At 69.1% G+C, this 24,990-nt stretch carries 27 protein-coding genes and 1 tRNA gene; 10 read left to right on the plus strand and 18 right to left on the minus strand.

Features of this window, described 5'->3' with window-relative positions; all coding sequences use genetic code 11:
- Positions 1–150: 150 nt before the first annotated feature.
- On the minus strand, positions 151–636 hold the full coding sequence (locus ASE89_RS20005; RefSeq protein ID WP_082451606.1) for a helix-turn-helix domain-containing protein: 486 nt from the start codon (positions 634–636) through the stop codon (positions 151–153).
- An 84-nt stretch (positions 637–720) separates the two neighbouring features.
- Between ASE89_RS20005 and ASE89_RS20010 the strand changes: the two genes are divergently transcribed.
- From ASE89_RS20010 to ASE89_RS16050, 9 genes are all read left to right on the plus strand, one after another.
- Entirely contained in the window at positions 721–1,008 is a 288-nt protein-coding gene (locus ASE89_RS20010) for a transcriptional regulator (protein WP_082451608.1), read from the plus strand.
- A gap of 35 nt (positions 1,009–1,043) precedes the next feature.
- Positions 1,044–1,502, plus strand: coding sequence for a hypothetical protein (locus ASE89_RS16030; protein ID WP_156363521.1), 459 nt, complete (start codon positions 1,044–1,046; stop codon positions 1,500–1,502).
- On the plus strand, positions 1,499–1,822 hold the full coding sequence (locus ASE89_RS16035; protein WP_051916603.1) for an ogr/Delta-like zinc finger family protein: 324 nt from the start codon (positions 1,499–1,501) through the stop codon (positions 1,820–1,822). Before ASE89_RS16030 ends, ASE89_RS16035 begins: the two co-directional genes overlap by 4 nt.
- Positions 1,823–1,938: 116 nt before the next feature.
- Positions 1,939–2,370 (plus strand): hypothetical protein, encoded by a 432-nt coding sequence (locus ASE89_RS16040; RefSeq protein ID WP_056679721.1) that lies wholly within the window; start codon positions 1,939–1,941, stop codon positions 2,368–2,370.
- Positions 2,367–2,522 (plus strand): hypothetical protein, encoded by a 156-nt coding sequence (locus ASE89_RS20880; protein ID WP_168427707.1) that lies wholly within the window; start codon positions 2,367–2,369, stop codon positions 2,520–2,522. Before ASE89_RS16040 ends, ASE89_RS20880 begins: the two co-directional genes overlap by 4 nt.
- Positions 2,522–2,695, plus strand: coding sequence for a hypothetical protein (locus ASE89_RS20585; protein ID WP_156363522.1), 174 nt, complete (start codon positions 2,522–2,524; stop codon positions 2,693–2,695). The genes ASE89_RS20880 and ASE89_RS20585 overlap by 1 nt, the downstream gene beginning before the upstream one ends.
- Before the next feature lie 258 nt (positions 2,696–2,953).
- Entirely contained in the window at positions 2,954–3,301 is a 348-nt protein-coding gene (locus ASE89_RS16045; RefSeq protein WP_056679726.1) for a hypothetical protein, read from the plus strand.
- Positions 3,298–3,468, plus strand: coding sequence for a hypothetical protein (locus ASE89_RS20590; RefSeq protein WP_156363523.1), 171 nt, complete (start codon positions 3,298–3,300; stop codon positions 3,466–3,468). The genes ASE89_RS16045 and ASE89_RS20590 overlap by 4 nt, the downstream gene beginning before the upstream one ends.
- Positions 3,465–4,571, plus strand: coding sequence for a tyrosine-type recombinase/integrase (locus ASE89_RS16050; protein ID WP_056679729.1), 1,107 nt, complete (start codon positions 3,465–3,467; stop codon positions 4,569–4,571). Before ASE89_RS20590 ends, ASE89_RS16050 begins: the two co-directional genes overlap by 4 nt.
- Positions 4,572–4,575: 4 nt before the next feature.
- Here the strand turns inward: ASE89_RS16050 and ASE89_RS16055 are convergent.
- From ASE89_RS16055 to ASE89_RS16120, 14 genes are all read right to left on the minus strand, one after another.
- Positions 4,576–4,652 (minus strand) — tRNA-Arg (locus tag ASE89_RS16055).
- Positions 4,653–4,675: 23 nt separating this feature from the next.
- Positions 4,676–5,365: an endonuclease III gene (gene nth, locus ASE89_RS16060; RefSeq protein WP_056679732.1), complete on the minus strand. Its 690-nt coding sequence runs from the start codon at positions 5,363–5,365 to the stop codon at positions 4,676–4,678.
- 4 nt (positions 5,366–5,369) lie between these two features.
- Positions 5,370–6,098 (minus strand): 4-hydroxy-tetrahydrodipicolinate reductase, encoded by a 729-nt coding sequence (gene dapB / locus ASE89_RS16065; RefSeq protein ID WP_056405144.1) that lies wholly within the window; start codon positions 6,096–6,098, stop codon positions 5,370–5,372.
- 101 nt (positions 6,099–6,199) lie between these two features.
- Entirely contained in the window at positions 6,200–6,967 is a 768-nt protein-coding gene (locus ASE89_RS16070; protein ID WP_236701828.1) for a nucleotidyltransferase family protein, read from the minus strand.
- On the minus strand, positions 6,964–7,857 hold the full coding sequence (locus ASE89_RS16075) for a hypothetical protein (protein ID WP_056679735.1): 894 nt from the start codon (positions 7,855–7,857) through the stop codon (positions 6,964–6,966). Before ASE89_RS16075 ends, ASE89_RS16070 begins: the two co-directional genes overlap by 4 nt.
- Positions 7,854–8,891, minus strand: a complete 1,038-nt coding sequence (locus ASE89_RS16080; RefSeq protein ID WP_056679737.1) for a diacylglycerol/lipid kinase family protein — start codon at positions 8,889–8,891, stop codon at positions 7,854–7,856. Before ASE89_RS16080 ends, ASE89_RS16075 begins: the two co-directional genes overlap by 4 nt.
- A 66-nt stretch (positions 8,892–8,957) precedes the next feature.
- Positions 8,958–9,422: a DUF2141 domain-containing protein gene (locus tag ASE89_RS16085; RefSeq protein WP_056679741.1), complete on the minus strand. Its 465-nt coding sequence runs from the start codon at positions 9,420–9,422 to the stop codon at positions 8,958–8,960.
- A 95-nt stretch (positions 9,423–9,517) separates the two neighbouring features.
- Positions 9,518–10,846, minus strand: a complete 1,329-nt coding sequence (locus ASE89_RS16090) for a lipopolysaccharide biosynthesis protein (protein ID WP_056679744.1) — start codon at positions 10,844–10,846, stop codon at positions 9,518–9,520.
- 73 nt (positions 10,847–10,919) lie between these two features.
- A complete protein-coding gene (locus ASE89_RS16095; protein WP_443024355.1) occupies positions 10,920–12,026 on the minus strand; it encodes a CDP-alcohol phosphatidyltransferase family protein in 1,107 nt (368 codons plus the stop codon).
- Between the two features lie 56 nt (positions 12,027–12,082).
- Positions 12,083–13,189: a hypothetical protein gene (locus ASE89_RS16100; protein WP_056679747.1), complete on the minus strand. Its 1,107-nt coding sequence runs from the start codon at positions 13,187–13,189 to the stop codon at positions 12,083–12,085.
- Positions 13,186–13,893 (minus strand): phosphocholine cytidylyltransferase family protein, encoded by a 708-nt coding sequence (locus ASE89_RS16105; protein ID WP_056679750.1) that lies wholly within the window; start codon positions 13,891–13,893, stop codon positions 13,186–13,188. The genes ASE89_RS16100 and ASE89_RS16105 overlap by 4 nt, the downstream gene beginning before the upstream one ends.
- A gap of 95 nt (positions 13,894–13,988) precedes the next feature.
- The gene (locus ASE89_RS20595; protein ID WP_056679753.1) at positions 13,989–15,401 is read right to left on the minus strand and encodes an efflux transporter outer membrane subunit; all 1,413 of its coding nucleotides are present in this window, start codon (positions 15,399–15,401) and stop codon (positions 13,989–13,991) included.
- A 785-nt stretch (positions 15,402–16,186) separates the two neighbouring features.
- Positions 16,187–17,368: an HlyD family secretion protein gene (locus tag ASE89_RS16115; RefSeq protein WP_056679757.1), complete on the minus strand. Its 1,182-nt coding sequence runs from the start codon at positions 17,366–17,368 to the stop codon at positions 16,187–16,189.
- The gene (locus ASE89_RS16120; RefSeq protein WP_056679760.1) at positions 17,365–19,023 is read right to left on the minus strand and encodes an MFS transporter; all 1,659 of its coding nucleotides are present in this window, start codon (positions 19,021–19,023) and stop codon (positions 17,365–17,367) included. Before ASE89_RS16120 ends, ASE89_RS16115 begins: the two co-directional genes overlap by 4 nt.
- A gap of 263 nt (positions 19,024–19,286) precedes the next feature.
- Between ASE89_RS16120 and ASE89_RS16125 the strand changes: the two genes are divergently transcribed.
- A complete protein-coding gene (locus tag ASE89_RS16125; protein ID WP_056679763.1) occupies positions 19,287–20,372 on the plus strand; it encodes a mechanosensitive ion channel family protein in 1,086 nt (361 codons plus the stop codon).
- A gap of 288 nt (positions 20,373–20,660) precedes the next feature.
- On the opposite strand, the gene ASE89_RS16130 is transcribed toward ASE89_RS16125, so the two are convergent.
- From ASE89_RS16130 to otsB, 3 genes are read right to left on the minus strand one after another with little or no spacing between them, the layout of a single operon-like run.
- Positions 20,661–22,049: an alpha,alpha-trehalose-phosphate synthase (UDP-forming) gene (locus tag ASE89_RS16130; RefSeq protein ID WP_031394052.1), complete on the minus strand. Its 1,389-nt coding sequence runs from the start codon at positions 22,047–22,049 to the stop codon at positions 20,661–20,663.
- Positions 22,046–23,869, minus strand: a complete 1,824-nt coding sequence (locus ASE89_RS16135) for a glycoside hydrolase family 15 protein (RefSeq protein WP_236701829.1) — start codon at positions 23,867–23,869, stop codon at positions 22,046–22,048. The genes ASE89_RS16130 and ASE89_RS16135 overlap by 4 nt, the downstream gene beginning before the upstream one ends.
- Complete coding sequence (gene otsB / locus ASE89_RS16140) at positions 23,869–24,627, minus strand: trehalose-phosphatase (RefSeq protein WP_056679766.1); 759 nt, start codon at positions 24,625–24,627, stop codon at positions 23,869–23,871. Before otsB ends, ASE89_RS16135 begins: the two co-directional genes overlap by 1 nt.
- Between the last annotated feature and the right edge of the window lie 363 nt (positions 24,628–24,990).

A 24,990-nucleotide genomic window follows, 5' to 3' on the forward strand; every position in this document is an offset into this window, starting at 1 on the left:
GGTTTTGCCGAAGCACCCCCTATTTTTGTTGGGAATCGTACCGTACGGAGCGGAACATAATAAGAACGATATGAGTCGGCGATATGGTGTCAGTGTTCCAGTCTCAGCCTCGATGTGAGCGCGGATGTGTTCGGTGTGAAACCACCTGCGCTATGCTCGCCGCCGTGCGGGACGATCGTCATGACCGCCTTCAGTTTCGCCTGGCGGAGCATCGCCATCGTCCGAGTCCTCGAACACAAGCGGCCCTTGCAGAAGCCCGAGCCCTTTGGGCAGCATCCGTGCAAGCTCATCAGAAAGAGCATCCTGAGACATCCCCTCAGACGCCTTCAGAATGCCAAGAAACATTCGGGCCAAGGCCCGCTGATCAGGCAGCAACACCTGCATGGTGGCGACCTGCACGGTCGGCCTAGGGCGCGGGGGAGCGGCGCCTTCATGGGGATCATCGATCTCGCCTGTGAGATAGGCGGGCGACGTCGCCAGTTCTCTCGCGATAGCCGCAATATGCGTCGAGCCACGAGACTGCCCGACGACCAGCTTATGGATGGTCTGCTGGCTGATGCCCACGCGTCGCGCCAGTTCGGACTGCGACAGTCCATTGGCTTTTAGCCGCTCAGCTAATCGTTCACCGTCAATCATATCAGCACGCTACAACCAATGGTGTAGTTGCATATAGACAAATATGTGTTGACTGGACTACAACCATATGTGTAGTCGAAGGGTATGGATATCGCATCCCCTTCTGCATCGCTGAAAACCGCGGTTCTCAAATCAGGTTCGCAATCTGCGTTTGCACGGCTGTGCGGAGTTTCGCAGACCGCCGTCTGGAAATGGCTGCAATCCGCGAAGCGCCTGCCCGCTGAGCATGTGCTCAAGGTTGAGCGGGCGACCGGCGTTTCCAAGCATCTTCTTCGTCCCGACATCTATCCCGAGACTCAAGAGGTAGCTGCGCAGGGTACCCTCGTCGATTGTAATCGATCCGCGCTTTTCCAGCGGAGGGCTTCGCTGTGACCAAGCCTCGCATCCCCGACACCTTTCCCGACGCGATGATCAAGGTTCTCGCGCAGATCAAAGGGGAAGGCGCCGCTGCCGCAGTCGGCAAAGCCGTCAGCACCGTGTACGCGTGGGCCAACCCGAACAGCGACACGTTGCCGTCGCTTCCCGAAGCCCTTGCGCTCGACACTGCGCATCGGCTTGCTGGTGGTGAGGGTGCGCCGTTCCGTGACGCGTTCAGCCATCAGCTCGGTATCAAGGTGAAGCAGGAGGATGCCTGCAGACGCCAGCTGGTCGCGGACTCGATCGACTTCGTTCGTGAGGCAGGTGAACTGACCTCCGCCCTTTTCAGCGTCTCCCAACCCGGCGCCTCCCCGCTCGATCATCATCGCGCGCTGGTCGAGGCGCAGCAGGTTGACGGCGTTCTGCGCCGCATCCGCCGGCGCCTGCCCAATTTCCTTCGTCCCGCCATGTCGACGGGGCCGGGGAATGCCGGGGGGACCCATCAGTGACGAAGAAGAGAAACTACACGCCCCGCGTTCCCGCGACGGTGTGCCCGCACTGCCTGACGCGATCGATCGCCTATGACTCGGTCGAGATCGACCGGCTGACGCGCGAGATCCGCTATGTCTGCCAGAACCCCGATTGCGGCCACACCTTCGTGGCGCAGCTCGGCATATTCCGCACGGTGCGACCGAGCATGATCCCGAACCCGGCGATCCGCCTGCCGCACGGCCAGTGGCGCTCGAAGCCCGCCAACGACGACAACCGCGTGCCGGCCAATGACGACGACCAGCCCGACGCGGCGGAGGTCTCGCCAGCCCCTGGCTGATCCCCTGATCTGACCTCCGCGGCCGATCCGCCGCCAGCCTCCTGAACCATCCCCCCCGTCACTCCGGAAGATCCCGCTTCCGGCGCCGTCACCCCTTTGTCTGGAAGGATTGCCCCATGATCCATGTCGGGATGCCCACCGAACGCCGCCGCCCGGCGCCCTCGGTTCTCCTGCCGCTGACGCCTGCGCGCTATCTGCGTCTGCGCCGTATTGCCGCCGGCCTGTCGGTCGACGCGATCGCACGCAGCATCAGCGCGAACAACCAGGCCGAGGCGCGGGCGCTCGTCATGCTGCTCGAAACCGAGGGGTCTACGGCGCGCTATCGCGAGACCGTCGACGCATTCGCCGATGCCTTCCCAATCGATATCGACGTGTACTTTCAGCTGCGCGACACGCCGGCCGAGGAACATCCCCGGATCTGCCGCGGCTGCGGGTGCAGCGAGAGCGATCCGTGCGTCGCGGGCGACGGCTCGCACACGTGCGGCTGGCGCGGGCCGGCGACGTGCTCGCGCTGTGTCTCGGATCCTGCAGCGGCGGTGCTCCAGTGATCGCCGCCGCTGCAACCAGCCGCTCGCGCATCGAGCGCCGCATGCGTCACCGCCGCGTGGCGAAGGTCGTCGTGGCGATCGCGCTCGCCGTGATCTGGGTCCCGGTCGCGATCATCATGCTTGCCGCCGGCATGGCGGATCGGCGCGGTTGATGGCCCAGCACATCCTCCACGGCTTCGGCATCGGCTTGCTCGCGGGCGGTGGCGCTGCGGCGCTCGGTGTCATCGCCGGGTCGGTCGCACCGCAATGGCAGCGCATCTGCCGCCTCGCCCTCGGCAACGTCGAGCCGGCCATCACGGCGTCCGTCGAGGAGGCCTGCCGGTGAACCGCATCGCACAGCAGCGTCTGCCTCGAGGCTATCGAGTCCTTTCAATTGGCACGGCGTCGCTGCTCGGCTGGATGCCCATTGTCGCATGGTGGGCTTTGTGAGGTCGCGGACGTCGCCGTCTGCCGCGGCCGACCTACCGTGCGACGTCCTCGCTGACGCTGCCCGCCGCCCCTGTTCGCCGGTCTTGGCGAATCGCTTTGTACAAGAACGCCCACTGGCGCGTCCTCTGGCCTCCCCAGCATCTGCAGGAATTCCATGGTGATCAGCACCGCTCCCCCCGAAGCACGCGAGATCGAAACGTCCGCAGCCCTTGAAAGGCGTTCCTCAAAGCGGGAACAGCGCGGCCTCCCGATCGAGATATCGCGGATGATGGGGCTCCAAACCGCATACGAGATCCTCGGCGGCAAAAAGGCGCTGGCTGATGCGCTCGGGGTCGGCGTCCGAAGCCTGAACCACAAACTCAACGCCGATCGCGGTGTGTCGAATCTTGACCTCTTCGTGACCGCCAGGACGCTTGAAACGCGCGCTGCGAAAATGATGCAGCACGCTGCAAAGCTGCGCGCGGTCCTCGCTGATACTCCGCTCGAGTCGGCCCAATCATGAGCGCGCGCGCCCTCGTTCGCCAAGCTGATCTCGCGCGCGTGTTCCGTGCAGCTGCGAAAGTCGGCATCCCCGTGCGGGTCGAGATCGAACCTGGCCGGATCATCGTCACGACCGGGGCAGGGGTCGTACCCGCTGGCGCGAACAGCCTGGACGAGATGTTCGCGTGAAGCGGCGCTGGCTTCCGAAGCACGTCAGCACGTTCCGCGACCGGCATGGCAAGGCCCATTATCGCTACCGCCGGACGGGCTTCGTCACCTATTATTTTAAGAACGAGCCGGGGACCGACACATTTCTGGCCGAGCTGCGCGCGTGCAACGAAGGCGTCAGCGCGCCTGCGATCGAGGCCGGCGCCAATCGCGCCGCGGTCGGCACGTTCGACGACCTGCTGTCCCGTTATTACCGCTCGCCCGACTTTCTCGATCCGGGCGAGCGCACGCGCGTCGTCTATCGCGGCACGCTCGAGCGCTGGCGCTCGCGGACCCGCAAGGGGCGGCGGTACGGCGAGATCATGGTGCGCGAGCTGCAGCCGCGGCACGTCGAGGCAATGCTCGCCGAGCTGCTGCCGCACCGGACGTCGGCGAACATGCTACGCAAGCGGCTCTCCGCGCTGATGAAGTTCGCCATGCGCATCGGCATGGCCGGCTCGAACCCGGTCATCGTCACGCGTCCGTTCAAGGTCAGCGGGGGCGGGTTCCACAGCTGGACCGAGGAAGAGATCGCCGCGTACGAACGGCGCCACGCGATCGGCACGGTCGCCCGGCTGGCGTTCGATCTGATGATCTGGACCGGCCAGCGCGGCGGTGATGCCCGCAAGATGGGTCCCGCCAGCGTCCGCGACACCAGGCTCGAACTGACGCAGGAAAAGACGAAGGTCTTCGTGTCGCTGCCGATCATGCCCGGCCTGGCGGAATCGATCCTGGCAACGCCGACAGTCGGCGCGTTCTTTGTCGTCACCGAGTTCGGCAGGCAGTTTTCGGTGAAAGGCTTCGGCAACAAGTTCCGCCAGTGGTGCGACGAGGCCGGCCTGCCGAATTGCTCGGCGCACGGGCTGCGCAAGGCCGCCGCGCGCCGCTTCGCCGAGGCCGGCTGCTCGAATCAGGAGATCAAGGCGTGGACCGGTCACACGACCGACAGCGAGGTTGCGCGGTACACTGCCGCCGCCGATCAGCGCACGCTTTCAGACACTGCTGCAAACAAGCTTTTGGCTAACCTTGCAGAAAGGTTAGCCAAAGATGCCGCTAAGACATTAAAATCAGGGGAAAATAAATGAAGTTTGGTGCACCCGACTGGATTCGAACCAGTGGCCTCTGCCTTCGGAGGGCAGCGCTCTATCCAGCTGAGCTACGGGTGCCTGAGGCGTGCGCGTAGCAAAGCCTAGTCGGGTGCGCCAGCCATTTTCTTGGCCGTGCCGATCTTGGCGGCGAGCTTGGGCGGCGGGGTCTTGGGCTTGAACGCGCACAGGTCCGCGACGAGGCAGCGCCAGCATTCCGGGGTGCGCGCCTTGCAGACATAGCGGCCGTGCAGGATCAGCCAGTGATGCGCGTGGAGGCGGAAGGGCTGGGGGGTGGCCGCGTCGAGCTTCAGTTCGACCGCGAGCGGGGTCTTGCCACGCGCGAGACCGGTGCGGTTGCCGACGCGGAAGATGTGCGTGTCGACCGCGAAGGTCTCTGCGCCGAACGCGACGTTGAGCACGACGTTCGCGGTCTTGCGGCCGACGCCGGGCAGCCGTTCGAGCGCGGCGCGGTCGTTCGGGACGATGCCGTCATGCTCGTCGACGAGCATCTGCGACAGCGCGATGACGTTCTTGGCCTTGGTGTTGAACAGGCCGATCGTCTTGATGTGCTCCTTCAGCGCGTCGATCCCGAGCGCGAGCATCGCCTGCGGCGTGTCGGCGATGCGGAACAGCGCGCGCGTCGCCTTGTTGACGCCGATGTCGGTCGCCTGTGCGGACAAGGCGACCGCGACGACGAGCGTGTAGGGATTGACGAATTCGAGCTCGGTCTCGGGATGCGGATCGGCCTCGGCGAGCCGCGCATAGAAGTCGACGACGTCGGCCTTCTTCACTGGCTCACAGCCCCAGCACGTCGCCCATCCGGTAGCGGCCGGCGGGCTGGTCGGCGAGCCAGAGCGCGGCGCGCACCGCACCGCGTGCGAAGATGCTGCGATCGTCGCCGCGGTGGTTGAGCTCGATCCGCTCGCCTTCGCCCGCGAAGATCACGCTGTGGTCGCCGATCACCGACCCGCCGCGCAGCGACGCGAAACCGATCGTCCCCTCGCTGCGTGCGCCGACCAGCCCGGCGCGGCTGTCGACGCGCAGTTCTGCAAGCGTCGAATCGCGACCGCGGGCGGCGGCCTCGCCGAGCAGGAGTGCTGTGCCCGAGGGCGCGTCGACCTTGTGGCGGTGATGCATCTCGACGATCTCGACGTCCCAGTCGGGGCCGAGCCGCGCCGCCGCCTCGCGTACCAGGATGCCGAGCAGCGTGACGCCGAGCGAGGTGTTGCCGGTCTGGAGGATCGCGATGTCGGCAGCCGCCGCGTCGATCAGCGACTGGTGCTGCGGGGTCAGGCCGGTCGTGCCGATGACGAGCGCGGTGCCCGCCGCGCGCGCGGCGGCGAGATGCGCCTCGATCGCCGAGGGGGTCGAGAAGTCGACCAGCACGTCGGCGGCGGCCGCGAGCGGGCTGGGGTCGTCGCCCGCATCGACGCCGCCCGCGAGCGTCGCGCCCGCGGTCTCGATCGCGTCGGTGATCGCGCGGCCCATCCGGCCGGCGCTGCCATAAATGCCGATCGCGGTCATGCGGGCCCGGGGGGCGGACGGAGGCGAGGTCGGTGCAATCATGCGCGCGCTTTCGCACGAAGCGGGGGGTCGCGAATAGACCCCAAATCCGCGCGATAGCGTTATCGCGGGACGGGCGGGAGCGATCGGACGAGGTCGAGATCGGCGGGCTTGTCGACATCGACCGCGGCCAGCCCGTACGGCGTCGCGACCGCTGCCGCGACCAGCCCCGCCTTGCGCCCGAGATGCGCGATCGCATCGCCCAGCGTCAGCCGGCCCAGCGCATAGCGTAGCAACAGCCCCGGGCCGAGCCGGCGGACGATCCGCCACGGCCGCTTGCGATCCGCCTCGACCTGCCGCCACAGATCGATCGCGGCGATCGACCTGGGGGTAGCGAAGCGGAACAGGTTGCACCCCGACCAGCCTCCATCGGCGAAGCGGAGATAGGTGCGCCGCGTCCCCGGCGCCGCCGCCTCGACCACATCGCGCCGGGCGAGCAGCACCGCGACATCGGCGTCGGCGGGAATGTCGGCCTGGAACCGCGTGATCCATTCGGGGCGGAGCAGCGCATGATCCGCGGTGGTGACGAGCAACGGGGTGCCGAGCGCGGCGATCCCGTCGCCGACGCTGAGACTCGGGCCGCTCGCGGCGTCGAGCACCCGCAGCCCCAGCGCGACCGCATGATCGCGCACCGCGTCGTCCGATACCGATACCGCGATCACGTCCGCGCCGGCCTCGCGCAGTGCGTCGGCGACCCGCGCGAGCAAGGTCCGCCCCTCGAGCAGGATGAGCGCCTTGTGCGCGACGCCCGCATAGGCCGCGAGCGGATCGACGCCGCCGCGCGACCCGGCGAGGATCAGCGCGTTGAACGGGTTAGGCATCTCCGTCATGCCGCCTGCCGCGCGCGCCAGACGCGCCACAGCACGCCGGGCGCGGCGAGGATCGGATGCCGCTCGGCCCAGGGCGACAGCGGCACGGCAATCCCGGTATGCCGCTCGATCTTCCACGCGCCGTAGCGTGCGGCGCCGTCGAAGGTGAAGGCGGCGCGCATCAGCCGGGCGATGTTGATCGGCTTGCCCGCGCGCCGCCGCAGCCGCCACGCGCGCAGCACCGCGGCGCGGCGTGCGGCCGGCAGGGCAGGGCGCAACGCCGCGCCCTCCGTCGTCACGACAATCCCGTCCGCCGCCCAGGCGAGCGGGAGCAGCCGGTCATAGCGGTCGGGGTCGAAACCGATGATCTGATCCTCGCGCCCACCCTTTTCGACGCGGAATTCGGCGGCATAGGTCTGGCGGAACAGCGCCCGCCAATAGTCGCGCGGGGTCCCCGTCTCGGGGCCGAGCGCGGCGGCGAACCGCGCGGCGGAACGTGCGGCGGCGGCGATCGCCTCGGCGATCCGCGCGGTCGTCGCCTCGTCGCGCGACCACACCAGCGCACAGGGCTGGACGAAGCGCGTCCAGATCGTCGTGTCGAGCGTCCCCGCGTCCGCCGCCTTGGCGAAGGTCGACAGCCGCATCGTCGCGATCTTCGCGCGCAGCGTCTCGCCCGCCTCGTCGAACTCGCGGTAGCTGACGGTCGGCCAGATCCCGCGTTCGGGCGCGCCCGCGGTCAGCACGTAGAAGTCGAGCACCCCCTCGGTCGCGCCGGTCCGCAGGTTGGAGCCGTAGAACAGGATGCCGACTGCGCCGGGCGTTGCCGCGAGCGCCTCGGCGACGTGCCGCACCGCGGGGATCACCGGGGTGGCGAGCTGGTCGCGGACGAGCGCGCCGAGCGTCGCGCTCACGGAACGACGAAGCTGATCGGCGCCGCTTGGCGGATCGTCAGCGCGCCGCCCGGATAGACTTCGCCGTCGAGGATGAAGCCCGCCTCCATCGTCACGTCGAGCGCAGGCGTGTCGATCCGGTGATACCCCGCCCGGTCGAGCCATTTGGCCGGCGACCCCGCTACGATCAGCGGTGCGGCGGCGGCGAGCCAGCGTGGCGGCGCATCGACCAGCAGCGTCTTCAGCCCGTCGCGCGCGGGGCCGAACGGCTGGACGCCCAGCGGCATCCGCGTCAGCGTCGAGGCGAGCAGGATGTAGCGATGCGTGTCGGTATCCGCGACCCGGCCGGCATCGGCGGCGGAATCGTAGCGGACGTGCATCCGGTTGCCCGCGCGCCACATCCCCGACGCGCGCCCGAACAAGGTCTGGACGATCGCCCAGCTCAGCGCGACGCCGACCGCGAACCCCTTGAACGCGCCCGCGCGGTGCGCGCGCTGGGCGAGCCCGGTCGCCTCGACGAACGCGCCCGCGCCGAACAGGAATCCGCGCAGCTTCTGGCCGGTGCCGGCGCGTTCGACCTCGACCGGGCGACGGACGATGCTCGCGCCGTCGCGCGCCGCGGCGAGCGCCTGGTCGAGCGTCCAGTGATCGGGAATGCCGAGATCGAGCGCGAGCGCGTTGGTCTTGCCCGACGGGACGATCGCGACCCGCGGCATCGCGCCGGTCCACACCGTCGCCGCCGCGGTCAGCACGTCGCGGATCGTGCCGTCGCCGCCGTCGATCACCAGCAGCTCGATCCCGTGCTGCGCGAAATCGGTCAGCACCGCGGCCAGTTCGGCCTGGGTCCGCGGCGTGACCGCGAGCACCGTGCCCGACACGAACGGCCGCGTCGCCTCGACGCTGCTGCGGTTGCGGTGGCTCTTGGGGTTGCAGATGATCCCGGTGCGGATCTGCGACGCAGCACTGCGCGCGGTCACGTCCGGTGCCGCGCCGCGTCTGGCCGCTGGAAACGGCACGCCATCAAAGGCCTGGAAATTGGAAACGGCGTCGCTCACACTCTTGGCTACCTGTCGCAGGCTAGTATCGCTACATTTTTATGGCACGTCTGCCCCTGATCGACGCTAGCGCCGATACCGCATCTTCATCCGCACGACCGTCCCCCCGGCCGGCAACGCCACCCGCGCCGACGCGAAGGAGGGCAGGCCGACCGATGTGGGGGCGTCGTTCGAAAATCCAAACCCCTCCTTGGGCAGGAACAGCGTTCGGTTGAAATCATGGTCGCTGTTCTCGTCATGATATTGCGCGATCGCGTAATAACCGGGCTTCAGCCAGAAACAGGCATGCGGCTGCGCGGCGGACACGCGCGCGCGCGCCAGCTTGCCGCCCTTGGACAGGAACCGGCCCTTGTCGTCCGGATAGACGGTGAACGCGACCTCGCCGACCGCATTGTGCAGCGTGGTCGCCTCAAGCACGAGCTTGGCCGCGCCGTTCCCGGGCGTGCCGACGCACGTCTCCGCAGCGGCCGCGGACGTCGAGGCGAGCGTTGCACCCGCGGCGAGCGCGAGCAGGAGAGGTAGATTCGTCATGGGGGACCCTTGCAATCGCATAACGGCAATTTGGAGGCCAATGACGTCGGCTCTGTGAACCCGCGCTTTATCGACCGCGGCGGGGCGTGCCGCCCTCAGGGACGGCTGCGCGTCAGATTCGCCGCAGCAAAGCCGAGCAGGATCGCGACCGCGACCGAACCGATCGCGACGCCCATCGCCACCCCGGACGAACCATAGAGCGGCATCAGCGCGAACGCGCCGATGAACAGCAGAACCACGCCGACGACGCGGATCGCGAACACCGTGCCCGCGCGGTTGACCGCGGTCAGCACGGTGTCGAGGCTGACGGTCGCAAGGTCGAAACACCCCGCCGCCGCGAGCCACAACAGCACCGGATAGGCGCTGCCGAACGACTTGCCGCCGACCAGTTTTAGCATCGGCTCGCCGATCAGCGCGACGACCGCGAGGATCGCGAGCGCCGCCGCGCTGCTCGCCAGCATCGTCCGCACCAGGATGTACCGCAGCCGCTCGGGCGCCGCGGTCCGCACCGCGCGGACGATCTCGGGGAAGGCGGCGCGCGACAGGAGCTGCGACAATTTGGCGAGCGCCTGCGCGACCTGTGCCGCGAGCCGGAACGCACCCGCCGCGGCGGGGCCGATCGACGCACCGACGAGCAGCAGCGGGATCTGCTTGCTCGACAGGCCGAGCGTCGCGCTCGCGTTGGTGCTCAGCGCGAACTTCACCACGCCGGGATTCTCCGCGACCAGCGCGCGCCAGCCGCTGCGGCCGCCCAGCATCAGCGCGAAGTCGCCGCTGCGCCACACCATGATCCAGTAGGTCGCCGCGGTGACCAGCTCGGCCGCGGCCCAGGCGATCATGAAGCCGCGGATCGTCGGGTCGAACAGCATCGCCGCGCCCGCGCCGACGAAGCGGATCACCGGCGTCATGCTGTCGGCGAGCGCGGAGAGCGAGAATTTGTCGCGCAGCCGCAGGATGCCGAGCGGGGTCGATCGGATCGTCAGCAGCTGGATCACCGCGAAGACCAGCGTGTAGTGCATCAGGTCGCGCGGAATGCCGAACGCGTTCGCCCAGATCTGGAGGATGCCGATCGTCAGCAGCGCGCCGAGGATTGCGCTCGACAGGTCGAGCCGCGCCGCCAGCCGGAACAGCCGCGCGAGCCGCGGGCTGTCACCGTCGTGGAGCGGCTGGACGCCGTACTGGACGATGATCTGCCACGTCTGGAAGCCGACGAACGTCGTCAGCGCCTGGACCGCACCGGTGATCAGCGCGAACCGGCCGAAATCGACGACCCCCAATGTCCGCGTCGCAAAGCCGAGATAGAAGAGCGACAGGATCGCCAGCACGCTGCGGCTCGCGAGCAGCCAGCCCAGGTTGCGCGCCGCCGAACGCAGCACGCCACCGAAATCCTTGGTCGTGGGGGAAGGGGCGGGGGCCTGGGTCATGCGCCCTGCGGCCCCTAAAGCGCGCGGTGCGGTGCGGCAAGTCGCGGCTGGCGGGTCGGGGCGTGTGGCGCGGTCAGGCGAGCCAGCTCGTGATCGTGCCGCCCTTCGCGCGCCGCGCCATCGCCTGGAACAGCCGGACGAGATGGACGATCAGCGAGATCGCGGTCCACGCCGCCACGCCGATGATCCCCCAGTCGGGCCGCGTCACGACCAGCCCCGCGAACAGGATCACCATGTTCGGGTTGCGTCGCGCGGTGATCAGCCGGAACCAGCTGTCGAAGCGTTCCCAGACATGGATGTGCATCCCGAACCGGACGATGAACGCGCCCTCGATCAGCCGCTGCGCGACATAGCCGAACAGCATCGTGCCGATCACCGCCCAGAAGGTCGCATCGTCGAGTGGCCGGCCATAGGGCGCGCAGCCCGCGGCCCAGGCCCACCACCAGAAGGGCGGATGGACCAGGTCGACGCCGTGATCCCACGCATTGCCGAGCTTCGACGCGGTGATCGTGCAGCGCGCGAGCTTCCCGTCGACGGTGTCGAGCACCATGAAGACGAGGCCGGTGGCAAGCCCGGTCCAGAACCAGCCATACCAGAAGGCGATCGTCGCGACGATGCACAGGACCGATCCCATCGCGGTGACCTGGTTCGGCGTGATCCCCGCGCGCGCGCAGACCCGGGTGATCGCCAGCGCCCATTCGGGCCAGAGATATTTGGTCAGCAGGTCGGTGACGCCCTTGTACGCCCCGACATAGCTCGCCCGCTCGATCGCGGGGACCGCGGCGGGGACGAGCCGCTCGGCAAACGGCTTTTCGCGTTTGCGCAGCGCCTCGTTGAGGATCCCCTCGTCCGACTCGGCGGCGATGAGCGTCAGCCCGCTGGCGGCGTCGAGGGCTGCGTCCGCGTGCATCGCCGCGGCGACCCGCGCGCGCTCCTCGGCGGTCCGGACATGCGCCAGCACGGGAACGCCCGCGCGCGTCATCACGGTGCCGGGGCGCGATTTCAGATGCGCCGTCCAGACCGGGTCGAACGCGAACGCCATGTTGGCGAGAATCGCGGGGCCGTCCGCCGCGTCGCGTCCGGCAAAGCCCTGCGCCACGCCGATCCGACGCAGCCGCTCGTCGTTGCGCATCCCCCAGAGCAGGGTCGGATTGTCGCCCAGGGGCACGAGTGCTGGCATGTCTTGCATCCGCTGCCCGATAGCCGATTGCGCGCGGATTGCGAGCCCGGGCTGGTTCAGCGCAGCGCGGCGAGCACGGCCTGCGCCGCGCGCGCGGGCGCGCCGCCCGCCACGTCGCCGAGCGCGGTCTCGACGAACCGCGTCTGGAAATCCTGATATCCGGGATGCAGCGCGGGCGCTGCGTCGATCGCCGGGATCAGCGCGTCGAGGCTGCCGACCACCGCGCCTGCGCCCCACATCGCATAGGAGGTATCGCCCACCCAGTCGGCCCCCAGCGCGTTCAGGAACACGCACGGCCGCGGGCGCATCATATATTCGACCACCTGGCTCGACGTGTCGCCGAGATACAGGTCGGCGGCGGCGGTGTAGCTGCCATCGACCATCGCGAAGCTGTCGAGATCGGCATGCACGCCCGCGCGGCCGGCGAGCCCGGCGACGAAGCCGCGCAGCTCGGGCGCGCGCTCGACCAGCCGCTGGTGCGGCGCGAAGATCAGGTTGTAGCGGCCATCGGCGAGGATCCGGTCGACCACCTCGGGCCCCCAGCGCCACCAGGACGAGCGGTGCGCCTGCCAGTGCGGGGTGTAGAGGATCACCGGCCGCGGATCGGCAAACAGCCGCGCGGCGGGGGTGCGCTGGCGGAACGCGGCCTTCACATAGCCGGTGGTGACGATCCGCTCGGGCGCGTCGCCGCCGTCGATCAGCGCCTGCCGGTCGCGCTCGGCCGCGACCAAGGTGCGCCACCCTGCGCGCCGCCGCCAGTGCCCGCGCGCCATCATCGACCCCGCGCCGTGGAACGTGTCGATGAACCGCGTCCGCAGCGGCAGCGTCGCGGGCAGCCACAGGCTGGTCTGTTCGGCGCACACCACCACCGGCGTGCGCAGCAGATGCGGCAGGAGGCGGAACAGCGTCGGCAGCTTGGGCGGCAGCGGCGGATTGTCGCCCTCGGCATGGCCGGGCAGCGCGCGAAACCCCGGTGCGCGCCGGATTGTGACCTGCCCAAGCCCCGTGCTCCAGCGTGCAAGCAGCGCCTCGTGCACCGAGGTGCTGACCCACAATTCGATCGGCAGCGTCGGCTCGGCGGCGGCGAGCGCCTCGACGATCGGATAGAGATGCGGGATCAGCAGCGTCTCGCCGAGGAACAGGAACGCGACCTTCCGGCTCATGACGCCTGCCAATGCGCAATGTCTTCGGGCCGGTCGATCTCCTGCCAGCGCGCGCCGGCGGGGATCCGCAGCGCGCGGACGCCGGCGCCCTCGGCAACGCGGCGCACGACCGCGTGGTGATAGGCGTGGATCCCCTCGTCCTCGCCGATCACCGCGCGCAGCGCGTCGGCATAGGCGGTGCTGCCGCCCGACAGGATGAGCCCGAGCGACCGGTCGGTCGCCTGATGCCCGACAAGATGCTTGCCGACCGCGATCACCCGCTCGCCGTCCGCCTCGACCAGCATGTCGTCGAGGCCGGGTTCGTGGAGCGGCTCGACCACCAGGGTCACGCCGGGCCCGGCCTCGGCACGCGCCGCCTGCAGGATCGCGGCGTCGAACAATGTGTCGCCGTTCATCAGTGCGAACGCGGCGCCCAGATGCGCGCGCGCCGCCCAGACGCTGCCGATGCTGTTGGCGACCGACCAGAAGGGGTTGAAGATCAGCGTCGTCGGCGGGTCGCCGCGCCGCCCGGCCAGATGCGCGGCGATCTGGTCGATGCGGTACCCGCCGACGATCACCGCGCCATCGAACCCCGCCGCCGCGACCGCGTCGAGCTGCGAATCGAGGATGGCCCGCCCGCCGACCTGCACCAGGCATTTCGGCGTGCTGAGCGTCAGCGGCAGGAGCCGCGATCCGTGGCCCGCGGCAAGGATGATGGCCTTCATGGCACCCGCTTATGCATCAACTGTGGCAGGAAAATGCAGATCTTCGCGTGCGAATGCGGGGGCAGGGCCGCAGGCGGTGTCCTGCGTAACCCTCCTCAGCGCCGCACGACCGCCGCATCGTCGCGCGACCAGCCGCCGCCCATCGCCTGGTAGAGCGTCACATAGGCCGTCAGCCGGTCCGCGCGCGCCTGGACCAGCGACAGCTCCGCGGTCAGCAGCCCGCGCTGCGCATCGAGCTGGTCGATATAGGCCGAATAGCCCGCGCGGTAGCGGTTCGACGCGTTGCGCAGCGCACCCGCGAGCGCATCGCGCTGTGCCGCGAACGCATTGGCCTGTTCGCCCGAGCGGCGGACACCCGCAAGGCTGTCGTCGACCTCGCGGAACGCCTGCAGCGCGGTGCGGCGATAGGCGAACGCCGCCTGGTCGCGACGCGCGGTGGCGGCATCGGCCTGCGCGCCCAGCCGGCCGCCGTCGAAGATTGGGCTGAGCACGCTCGCGCCGATCGAGAACACCGCGATCGGATCGGCAAGCGCACTCGACAGCACGACGCCCGCCGAGCCGGTGAGTGCGAGATTGGGCAGCATCGCCGCGCGCGCGCTGTCGAGCGAGCGGTCGGTCGCGACCAGCGTCTGCTCCGCCTGATACAGGTCTGGCCGGCGGCGCAGCAGGTCGGCGGGCAGCCCGTCGGGGATCGCGGGCGCGGCGAGCCGGTCGAGCGGCAGGCCGCGCGGGATCGGCCCGGGGACATCGCCGAGCAGCAGGCTAAGCGCGTTTTCCTGGCGGCTGATCGACAGTTCGGCGGCGGGGACGAGCTGTTCGGTGGCGTGATATTCCGCCTCGGCCTGACGCAGTTCGAGGTTCGAGGTGTAGCCGGTCTCGGCGCGGCGGCGGGCGATGCGCAGCCCCTCGGCGCGCGCGTCGAGCGTCTGGCGCGCGACCGCGAGCCGCTGGTCGAGCGCGCGCAGCGTGATGTAGCCGGTCGCGACGCTGCTCGCGATCGCAAGGCGGACGGTGTCGCGCGCCGCTTCGCTCGCGAGCAACTGCGCCTGTGCCGCGCGGCTCGCCTGGCGGAGCCGGCCGAACAGGTCGAGATCATAGCTGATGCTGACCGCGGGCTGCGCGCCGATCGCGTCCGACGGCGTGCCGAGCGCGCTGACGGTCTGCCCGGTGGTACCGGGCGCGGATCCGTTGACCAGCGGCGTCTGCTGCGCCCGTGCCAGCCGCGCGGCGGCGCGCGCCTCGTCGATCCGCGCGGCGGCCGCCCCCAGATCGGGGCTGTTGGCAAGCGCCCGCGCGACGAGGCTCGTCAGCGCGGGATCACCAAACGCGCTCCACCAGTCCGCCCGGATCGGCGTACCCGGCCCCAGCGCGGTCCGCCACGCCGGCGGCGGCGCGACCGCGGTAGCGGCGGGCGCCTCGGGGCGGGGGCCGATACACGCGGAGGCGAGCAGCGCGAGGGGGAGGGCGGCGGCGGTCCGCCATGCGTGTTTGCGCCGCCACGTCCGCACGCCGCCCCACGCTCGCACTGCTGGCCAACACCCCGGCACGCCGCGCCGCACCCGCACTGTTAACCACCACCCCGGCGAAGGCCGGGGTCCAGTTGGGAAGGCCGCAGTAACGGCGGACAGCGCTACGTCATCGCCGCCCCCCAACTGGGCCCCGGCCTCCGCCGGGGTGGGGATTCTCGCCGGGGTAGCGGTTTTGATTGGGGCGGCGGCGTGGGTCGGCGCAGCGCCCTCCCTCAAGATGTCTCCCCGCGAAGGCGGGGACCCAGGCTGGGCTCCCGCCTCCGCGGGAGAACAGGACGCACGCGCGGCGTCGGGCACCGCCCGCACCCCCTGCCACCACCCCGGCGAAGGCCGGGGCCCAGTTGAGAAGGTCGCAGTAACGGCGGACAGTGCTCCGTTATCGCCGTCCCCCAACTGGGCCCCGGCCTCCGCCGGGGTGGGGATCCTGGTTTCGCTTACCGCCCCTGCCAAAATGTTTCCCCGCGAAGGCGGGGACCCAGTCTGGGCTCCCGCCTCCGCAGGAGAACAGGACGCGCGCGCGGCGTCGGGTATCACCCGCACCCCCTGTCTCCACCCCGGCGAAGGCCGGGGCCCAGTTGGGAAGGCCACAGTAACGGCGGACAGCGCTACGTCATCGCCGTCCCCCAACTGGGCCCCGGCCTCCGCCGGGGTGGAAATCCTGGCTTGGCTTACCGCCCCTACCAAAATGTCTCCCCGCGAAGGCGGGGACCCAGGCTGGGCTCCCGCCTCCGCGGGAGAACAGGACACGTCGAACCGGCGCAACATCACCGCGGCCCCGGCCCGCCGGCGGTATCGACCCGCGCCTGCACCGACATCCCCGGCCGCAACCGCGCGCTCAGCGGCTGGCCCGGATCGACGCGGATGCGGACCGCGATTCGCTGCGGCACCTTGGTGAAGTTGCCTGTCGCATTGTCCGCCTTCAGCACCGCGAATTCCGAGCCGGCCGCGGGCGAGATCCGTTCGACGCGCCCGGTCAGCCGTTCGTTCGCGAGCCCGTCGACCGTAAACGACGCGGGCTGGCCGACCGCCATCCGCGCGGTCTGCGCTTCCTTGAAGTTCGCGATCACCCAGGTTTCGGGCGGCACGAGGAACATCAGCTGCGACCCCGCGGTCACATATTGGCCGAGCCGGACGCCGACCTCGCTCAGCCGCCCCGTCTCGGGTGCGCGGATCACCGTGTTGGCAAGGTCGATCCGCGCGAGCTGGCGCGCCGCTTCCGCGCCCGAGACGCCCGCCTCCTGGCCGCCGCGTCCGACCTCGACGGTGCGGATGTCCTGGCGGGCGATCTCGCGCGCGGCCTTGGCCTGCTGGACCTGTGCTTCCGCCTGGCGGAGCGCGGCGAGCGTCTGGTCGCGTTCGCGCAGACTGACCGAGCCGTCGGTGACGAGGTCGTTGACGCGCGCCATGTCCGCCTGCGCGCGCATCAGCTGCGCCGCGGCATTGGCGACCGCGGCGTCCTGCGCGGCAAGGCTCGCCTGGCGGCTGCGCGCGGTCTGGAGGCTGTTCGACAGCGTCGCCGCCTGCGCGTCGACCTGCGCCTGCGCCTGGTCGATCCGCTGGCGATAGATGCGGTCGTCGATCTTCACCAGCGGATCGCCCGCCTTCACATCCGCGAAGTCGCGCACGAGCACCTGCGTCACATAGCCGCTGACCTGCGGGCTGATCACCGTGGTGCGGCCGCGGACATAGGCGTTGTCGGTCGACTGGTAGCTGGTCGCGAACGGCGGCAGCCGCCACGCCGCGAGCACCGCGCAGACACCCGCGATCACGAGCAGGACGATGACGCCGATGACCCGCGGGCTCGGCGGCTGCGGTCGCCAGCCCGAGCCGACCGGGGTGGCGGGCGTCGCGGCGGGCGCAGGCGCGGCCGTAGGCGCGGTGGCCGTCTCCGCCTGTTTCTCCTCCGTCGCGGGTCCTTCTGCCACCGGGCTGCGGGCGTCGGTCATGTCGTCCTCTCAAGTCGCGCACGGCGTTCGCGTCGTTGGCGCCGCACCATCAGGAAGACGAGATACCCGAACGTCCCTCCGGCGAGAATCGCGACCAAGCGGAAGACGTCGGCATAGGCAAGCACGTTTGCTTCGCGCGTCGTGGTCTGGGACAAAATCGCCGCGCCTTCCGCGCTGCGCAGCGTCGGGTCGACGATCACCCGGCCGACCGCGGCGCCGCCCGCGGCGATGCGCTGCGCGACGATCGGGTCGGTCGGCGAGATCTGCTGGACGAGGGCCGCGCTGTTCGCCTTCTCGCGAATCACCTGATAGCTGCCGAGCAGCGCGGTGCCGCCGAGCCCGCCGAGCGAGTTGATGATCCCGAACAGCGCGATGAAGCTGATGATGTGCCCCGCACCCTCCTTCAGCGCGCGAGTCATCCCGAACAGCAGCGCCGGGCCGAGGAAGAAGGTCGCGGAGAAACCGATGATCGCCTGGGTCACGTACATCTGCGGCGCGCGCGTCAGGCTGGTCGCGTAGGAATCGAACCACGCCGCCACCGCGACCAGCCCGATCGCAAGCATGATCGGGTGGCCGAGCCGCTCGACGTCGAGCGTCACCGCGCTCGCGATCACGCCCGCGACCGAGGCGACGAAGATGATCAGGAAGAACGGGATGAGCTGGTCGTTGTTCTGCCCCAGCACGGTCAGCAGCCCGACCGCGGCATAGGTCTGTTCGGACAGCACGATCCGCGCCATCACGATGACGACGGTGAAGCGCAATATGTCCGCGCTGCCGAGCCAGCGGGTGTTGAGCAGCGGGTTGACGCGGTGATGCTCGACGACGATCGCGGCGGCGAACATCGGGATCGCGACGATCAGCGCCCACCCGATCCACGGCGCATTGGTCCACCACAGGATCCGCCCGAGCCCGAGCACCGCGGCGAACAGCGCGGTCGACCCCGCGAACAGCACGAAGGTGAGGAAGTCGAGCGGCTCGAACGCCTTGCTCCGCGTCGTCGGCGGCAGGCGCAGCGCCGCGACCGCGGCGAGCGACAGCAGCGCGAGGCCCAGCTCGAACAGGTACAGGGTCCGCCACTGCGACATGGCGAGCAGGTCGGGCGAGAACAGCCGCGCGAGCGGCGTCGCGCATTGCGGGATGCCAATGCCGAGCACGACTGCCTTCAGCCGCCATTTCGCGGGCAGCGACTGCATCACATAATAGAGGCACAGGCTGCTGAGCGCGGCGCCCGCCATCCCGCTGATCGCCCGCACCGCGATCGCGGTGGCGAACCCGTGGACGAACAGATGCGCGAGCGTCACCAGCACATAGAGCGTGAGGAAGATCAGCGCGAAGGGCCTGAGCCCGAACTGCGCGCGGAACTTGATCATCAGCAGGTTGATGCTGACGTTGGTCATCACATAGACCGTCGGCAGCCACGCGATCTCCGCCGGATCGAGCCCGAGCGCGCCCTGCAGCGTGTAGGTGTTCGCACTGATCAGCGCGTTGCCGAACCCGACCGTCAGCCCGAGGAGGATGCCGATCAGCGCATAGGCGATCTGGCGATGCCGCGGATGCGCGGGCGAGCCCGGCGAGCCGGGAAGGACGGGCAGTTCGTGCGGTGCGAACGTCCAGTCTTCCTCGCTCAGGAAGCGTCTGATTCTCCGGGCGATCATGGTCGCTGTCTTGTGGCATGATCACGGGGGCACGTCATCCGGGAACAGGGTTCGCGGCGAGCGACCCGCGTCAGAAAAGCACACCACCCCGGCGAAGGCCGGGGCCCAGTTGGGGGACGGCGGTAACAGCGGGCCGCCCTCCATTACTGCGACCTCTCCAACTGGGCCCCGGCCTCCGCCGGGGTGGTCGCCATCGTGGTGGATGTCCCCCCCCCATGCTGCACCGCAGCGGAACATCCCCGCACCCGCACCGTTGCGCTGTCATGCGCATATTCAGATCGCTCAACATACCACCCGAATGGGTCTGGCTGGAAAGCGTCGCCGTGGTCTCGGCGGCGGTGCTCTTCGCGCTGGTCGCGCACTGGCTGACGATGCGGATCGCCGGCCATGCACAGCGGCGGTCGACCGCCAAGACCGACGGACTCGTCCTCGCGCGCGTCCGCCGGCCGCTGCGCGCGGTGTTCGTCGCGGTCAGCGTCGCATTCGTCGCGCGGATCCTGCCGATGGACGACGATATCGAGGAATTGTGGAAGCAGCTGCTCGGCTTCCTCGTCCCCGCTTTGCTCGGCTGGCTCGCGGTCGCCGCCCTGCGCGCATTCCAGGACGTGATCGAGATCCGCTCGGACATCACCGTCGAGGACAATCTGCGCGCGCGGCGCAAGCGCACCCGCGCGGCGATCCTCGGCCGGATCGGCACCTTCTTCATCATCTTCATCAGCGTCTGCCTGATGCTGCTCAGCGTCCCCGGCATCCGCTCGATCGGCGTCACGCTGATGGCCTCGGCGGGTATCGCCGGCCTCGTCGTCGGTGCCGCCGCCCAGCCTGCGCTGAAGAATTTGATCGCCGGCGTGCAGATGGCGTTCACCGAACCGATCCGGCTCGACGACGTGCTGATCGTCGACGGCGAATGGGGGCGGGTCGAACAGATCAACCTGACCTTCGTCGTCATCAAGATCTGGGACGAACGCCGCCTCGTCGTGCCGGTGTCGAAATTCCTCGAACAGAGCTTCCAGAACTGGACGCGCGAAACCAGCCAGCTGATGGGCTCGGTCTTCTGGTATGTCGACCCGTCGACCGACGTGCCCCGCCTGCGCGAGAAGCTCGCCGAGGTGGTGAAGGCCAATCCGCGCTGGGACGGGCGGTTCTTCAACCTCCAAGTCACCGACATGAAGGCGGACGCGGTCGAACTCCGCGCGCTGATGACCGCCAAGAACGCCTCGGTCGCGTTCGACCTGCGCTGCGACGTCCGCGAGGCGATGCTGGCGTATATCACGGCGGAAATGCCCGAGGCGATGCCCCGCGGCCGCCTGCTGATGGCGCCGGACCCGGTGCGGGGTGTCGCGCCGTAACGCTGGCGCGGCGTAGGACACCCGTCACCCTGACGAAAGTCAGGGCCCAGGGTCACGGGCGCTGCTCTGTATGGCTCCGGGTCCTGACGGTCGTCAGGATGACGGGTCTTGGGGAAAACCCATCACCGCTCCGCGCCATCCCAACCCAAGCCGTCATCCCCGCGCAGGCGGGGATCCATATTGGCTGGCCGTGGAGGGGACTCGCGGGGGTAGCCAGTCGGGATCCCCGCCTGCGCGGGGATGACGGGGCGGCGGTTGAATGACGAGGCCAACCAAGGCTAAGTGTCGTTACGCCTCGACATGCTCCGGCGCATCCTCAAGCGCGGTGATGAACAGTTCGCACCACCACATCACGTCCTCCTTGCGGACGTTGTCGATCAGCTTCTCCCAGCGCGCCTTGCGCTCCGCCAGCGGCATCTTCAGCGCGCGCGCGATCGCGTCGGACATTTCCTCCGGGCTGTACGGGTTGACCAGTACCGCATCCGACAGCTGCGCTGCCGCGCCCGCGAACTGCGACAGGATCAGCACGCCGGGATCCTCGGGATCCTGCGCCGCGACATATTCCTTCGCGACCAGATTCATTCCGTCGCGAAGCGGCGTCACCAGCCCGACCCGCGCCGCGCGGTAGATGCCCGCCAGCACGTCGCGCGGAAAGCCCTGGTTGACGTAGCGGATCGGCGTCCAGTCGATGTCCGAGAACTCGCCGTTGATCCGCCCCGACATCGAATCGAGGTTCGCGCGGATCTCCTGATAGGTGTCGACCTTCTCGCGCGAGGGCGGCGCGATCTGGAGCATGTAGACCAGCCCGCGGTGATCGGGGTGCGACGCGAGGAACCGCTCATAGCCCGAGAAGCGCTCGGCCAGCCCCTTTGAATAATCGAGCCGGTCGACGCCGACGATCAGGCTGCGCCCGGTCGCCGACATGTACATCCGCTCCTTCGCGTGGCGCGCGGTGTCGCTGCTCGCGGACTTTTCGAAATCGGCGGTCTCGATCCCGATCGGCGTGGTGATCGCCTTGATCGTCCGGTCGCCGACCGTCACCCAGCCATCCTCGCCGACCACGCCGTCGAGCTGGCTGGTGACGTAGTGCAGGAAGCTGTCGAGCCAGTCCTGCGTCTGGAACCCGACCACGTCGTACGCGAACATCGATTCGACGAGGGCGCGGTGGCTCGGCAGCGACAGCAGCATCGCCATCGGCGGCCAGGGGATGTGGAGGAAGAAGCCGATCTTGTTCTCGACCCCCAGCTTGCGCAGCTCGCGGCCCAGCGGGACGTGATGATAATCATGCACCCAGACGAGATCGTCGGGCTCGATCAGCGGCAGCACCGTCTCGGCAAAGCGCTTGTTCACCCGCGCATAGCCGCTGGAGAAATCGCGTTCGAACTCGGTCAGGTCGATCCGGTAATGGAACAGCGGCCACAAGGTCCGGTTCGCATAGCCGTTATAATATTCGTCGAAATCCTGTTCCTCGAGGTCGATCGTCGCGGTGGTGACGCCCTTGCCCTGCTGGAAATTGATATGCCCGGTAAAGGTCTCGGTGGTCGCGCCCGACCAGCCGAACCAGACCCCGCCCTTTTCGCGCAACGCTGCGAGCAGCGCGACCGCGAGGCCGCCCTGGTTGCCCGACGGCGCGTCGACCGATTGCACCCGATTCGAAATGACGACCAGGCGACTCATCGTACGGCGCTCCAGGGTTTGCTGAGGAGGACGGCGCAGTTGATCAGCCCCACCAGCGAATAGGTTTGCGGATAATTGCCCCACAGCTCGCCGGTGTTCGGATCGATATCTTCCGACAACAGGCCCGCAGGGGTACGCCGTGCGACCATCTCGGCGAAGAGCGCGCAGGCGTCTGCAGTGCGGCCGGTCGCGTGCAGCGCCTCGATCAGCCAGAAGGTGCAGACGTTGAACGCGGTATGCGGCAGGCCGAAATCATCCTCGGTCGCATAGCGCAGCATGTGGCTGCCGCGGCGCAGACCCTCCTCGACCGCCTTCAGCGTCGACTGGAAACGGGGATCGTCGGGCGCGAAGAAGCGCAGGTCGAGCAGCTGGATCAGGCTCGCGTCGAGATCGTCGCCACCGAACGTCGCGGAGATGCGCTGCGTCTCCTCGCGCCAGGCCGAGGTCTCGATCGTCTTGCGGATCGTGTCCGCGCGCGCGTTCCAGAACGTCCGGCGATCCTCGAGCCCGAGCACGCCCGCCGCATTGGCGAGCCGGTCGCACGCCGCCCAGCACATCGCCGCCGAATAGGTATGGACATGCGCCTTGGTGCGCAGTTCCCACAGCCCCGCGTCGGGCTTGTCATAGGTTTCCCAGGCGCGATCGCCGACGAGCTCTAGGCTCTTGAAATCCTCATGGCTCGACATGCGGAACAGCCGCTGGTCGAAGAACGCCTGGACGTCGGACAGGATGATCTGGCCGTACGCATCGTGCTGGATCTGCTCATACGCCTGGTTGCCGACGCGGACCGGGCCCATGCCGCGATAGCCCGGCAGCGCGGGCGCGACTCGCTCGACCAGCGTCGCCTCGCCGCCGACGCCGTAGAGCGGCTGGACATGCCCGCCCTTCGACGCGTCGACGATGTTGCGCAGATATTCGAGATACCCCTCGAGCACATCGAGCGCGCCGAGCCGGTTGAGCGCCTGCACCGTGTAATAGGCGTCGCGGATCCAGCAATAGCGGTAATCCCAGTTGCGCTCCGACCCCGCATGTTCGGGGATCGAGGTGGTGAGCGCGGCGACGATCGCGCCGGTCTCCTCGTGCTGGCAAAGCTTCAGCGTGATCGCCGCGCGGATGACGACGTCCTGCCATTCGACCGGGGTCGCCAGCCCGCGCACCCAGTGGCGCCATTCGTCCTTGGTCCGCGTCAGCATCGCCTCGGCCGCCTCGTGCAGCACGCCGGCAAAACTCTCGTCGGGCCCCAGGAACAGGTGCATCGGCCGTTCGAGCCGGAACCAGCGCTCGCCGACGATATGCCCGACCGGCGCGTCGGTGGTGAGCCGCAGCGTCTGGTCGTCCATCAGGAAGCGGATATGGTTCGACCCCTGCGTATGCGTGGTCGGCTGGCCCCAGTTGGTCGCGACGCGCAGGCGGATGCGGATCCGCGGGCTGCCCGCGACGGGCTTCACCATCCGCACGAAGCTGGTCGGGCGATAGGTCCGCCCCTCGCGCACGAAGCGCGGGCAGAAATCGGTGACCTCGACCGCGTTGCCCGCCTCGTCCTCGTGCCGGGTGACCAGGATCGGGGTGTTGCGGATATAGGCCTGCGTCGTCTTCGCGCTGCCCTCGAGCTCGATCGCCCACAGCCCCGTCTCGGGGGCGTCGCCACCGAGCAGCGCGCAGAAGGCGGGGTCGCCGTCGACGCGGGGCACGCAGCCCCAGACGAACGTGCCGGTGCGGTCGATCAGCGCGGACACTTGGCAATTGCCGATCGGCCACAGGTTCATGTCCGGCGTCGGGTTGCTGTCAAATGGGCGGGGGGCGAGCGGGGTAGCGGTCATCATGATTCCAATATGGCGGCAATCCAGCCGCGAAGGGCCGCGACATCGTCGAGGCGGTAGGTGGCGGCGGTAGGGCGTTCGGGGCCGATCAGGATCCCGGCGCCGCCCAGAGCGTGTGCGGCGACGAAACCATCCTCGTCGGTGACGTCGTCGCCGAAGAAGAACGGGCGGCTGCCGACCAGCGCCGGCGCGGCGATCAGGTCGCGCAACGCCGCGCCCTTGTCGCCGGGCGTGCGCAGCTCGACCATCATCTTGCCGCGCTGGAGCGTCAGGCCGTGCGTGCGCGCGAGATCTTCGGCAAGGCGGACCGCATCCGCCTCGAACGCCGGTGCCATCCGGTAATGCAGCCCGGCGCCGAGCGATTTCGCCTCATAGACCAGTGCGTTCGCCTCGGCATAGGCGCGCAGCGCCTCGGCGGCGGTCTCGAGCGAGGCGGGGCGTTCGGCGGCGACATGGCCGTCCTCGGGCGTGCGGCGTTCCGCGCCGTGGCTGCCCGCGACCGCGAACCGCCGCGCATGCTGGCCGAGCATCGCATCGAGCTGCGCGATCGACCGCCCGCTGATGATCGCGACGCGCGCCGGAAAGCGCAGGGCGAGCCGGTCGAGCTGGTCTAGCAAGCCGGCATCGACGACCACCGCATCGGGGGTCGGGGCCAGATCGACCAGGGTGCCATCGAAATCGAAGAACAGGCTGGCGTCGTCGCGGACGTGCGGCGGGGGTGCGAGGACTTCAGTCGCAGGCTGGCGTTCGGCAAGCATGGTCGTCTAACCCCCGGCTGTGACGCTCCGTTCCGCTGCACTGCAAAATTGGAACGGGTGCGGTTCGATTGCCGTCATAGCAGGCGTTGGGCATCGGGGCGATGCTTCGGGGCCGTCACGCCCTCCTCCGTCATCCTGACGAACGTCAGGACACAGAGCCACGAGCGCCACCCCACCCCCACCGTCATCCTGACGAAAGTCAGGATCCAGAGCCACGAGCGTCACCCTGTGTTACCCTGGATCCTGACTTTCGTCAGGATGACGGAAGAGAGGGATGGCGACAGCGCAGCAAGGCCGCACGGCCGCACGCACCCACCCACAGCTCGCCCCGGTTGCGACAGGTTGCGACACGAAACCACTGGA

It is taken from the genome of Sphingomonas sp. Leaf30, from assembly GCF_001422525.1.
Classification (GTDB): Bacteria; Pseudomonadota; Alphaproteobacteria; order Sphingomonadales; family Sphingomonadaceae; genus Sphingomonas; species Sphingomonas aerolata.

Excerpts from the sequence above, each read along its gene's own strand:
- ASE89_RS20005 (WP_082451606.1), bottom strand. The coding sequence starts at position 636 with ATGATTGACGGTGAACGATTAGCTGAGCGGCTAAAAGCCAATGGACTG.
- ASE89_RS20010 (WP_082451608.1), top strand. The coding sequence starts at position 721 with ATGGATATCGCATCCCCTTCTGCATCGCTGAAAACCGCGGTTCTCAAA.
- ASE89_RS16030 (WP_156363521.1), top strand. The coding sequence starts at position 1,044 with ATGATCAAGGTTCTCGCGCAGATCAAAGGGGAAGGCGCCGCTGCCGCA.
- ASE89_RS16040 (WP_056679721.1), top strand. The coding sequence starts at position 1,939 with ATGATCCATGTCGGGATGCCCACCGAACGCCGCCGCCCGGCGCCCTCG.
- ASE89_RS20585 (WP_156363522.1), top strand. The coding sequence starts at position 2,522 with ATGGCCCAGCACATCCTCCACGGCTTCGGCATCGGCTTGCTCGCGGGC.
- ASE89_RS16045 (WP_056679726.1), top strand. The coding sequence starts at position 2,954 with ATGGTGATCAGCACCGCTCCCCCCGAAGCACGCGAGATCGAAACGTCC.
- ASE89_RS20590 (WP_156363523.1), top strand. The coding sequence starts at position 3,298 with ATGAGCGCGCGCGCCCTCGTTCGCCAAGCTGATCTCGCGCGCGTGTTC.
- dapB (WP_056405144.1), bottom strand. The coding sequence starts at position 6,098 with ATGACCGCGATCGGCATTTATGGCAGCGCCGGCCGGATGGGCCGCGCG.
- ASE89_RS16070 (WP_236701828.1), bottom strand. The coding sequence starts at position 6,967 with ATGACGGAGATGCCTAACCCGTTCAACGCGCTGATCCTCGCCGGGTCG.
- ASE89_RS16085 (WP_056679741.1), bottom strand. The coding sequence starts at position 9,422 with ATGACGAATCTACCTCTCCTGCTCGCGCTCGCCGCGGGTGCAACGCTC.
- ASE89_RS16090 (WP_056679744.1), bottom strand. The coding sequence starts at position 10,846 with ATGACCCAGGCCCCCGCCCCTTCCCCCACGACCAAGGATTTCGGTGGC.
- ASE89_RS16095 (WP_443024355.1), bottom strand. The coding sequence starts at position 12,026 with ATGCCAGCACTCGTGCCCCTGGGCGACAATCCGACCCTGCTCTGGGGG.
- ASE89_RS16100 (WP_056679747.1), bottom strand. The coding sequence starts at position 13,189 with ATGAGCCGGAAGGTCGCGTTCCTGTTCCTCGGCGAGACGCTGCTGATC.
- ASE89_RS16105 (WP_056679750.1), bottom strand. The coding sequence starts at position 13,893 with ATGAAGGCCATCATCCTTGCCGCGGGCCACGGATCGCGGCTCCTGCCG.
- ASE89_RS16115 (WP_056679757.1), bottom strand. The coding sequence starts at position 17,368 with ATGACCGACGCCCGCAGCCCGGTGGCAGAAGGACCCGCGACGGAGGAG.
- ASE89_RS16120 (WP_056679760.1), bottom strand. The coding sequence starts at position 19,023 with ATGATCGCCCGGAGAATCAGACGCTTCCTGAGCGAGGAAGACTGGACG.
- ASE89_RS16125 (WP_056679763.1), top strand. The coding sequence starts at position 19,287 with ATGCGCATATTCAGATCGCTCAACATACCACCCGAATGGGTCTGGCTG.
- ASE89_RS16130 (WP_031394052.1), bottom strand. The coding sequence starts at position 22,049 with ATGAGTCGCCTGGTCGTCATTTCGAATCGGGTGCAATCGGTCGACGCG.
- ASE89_RS16135 (WP_236701829.1), bottom strand. The coding sequence starts at position 23,869 with ATGACCGCTACCCCGCTCGCCCCCCGCCCATTTGACAGCAACCCGACG.
- otsB (WP_056679766.1), bottom strand. The coding sequence starts at position 24,627 with ATGCTTGCCGAACGCCAGCCTGCGACTGAAGTCCTCGCACCCCCGCCG.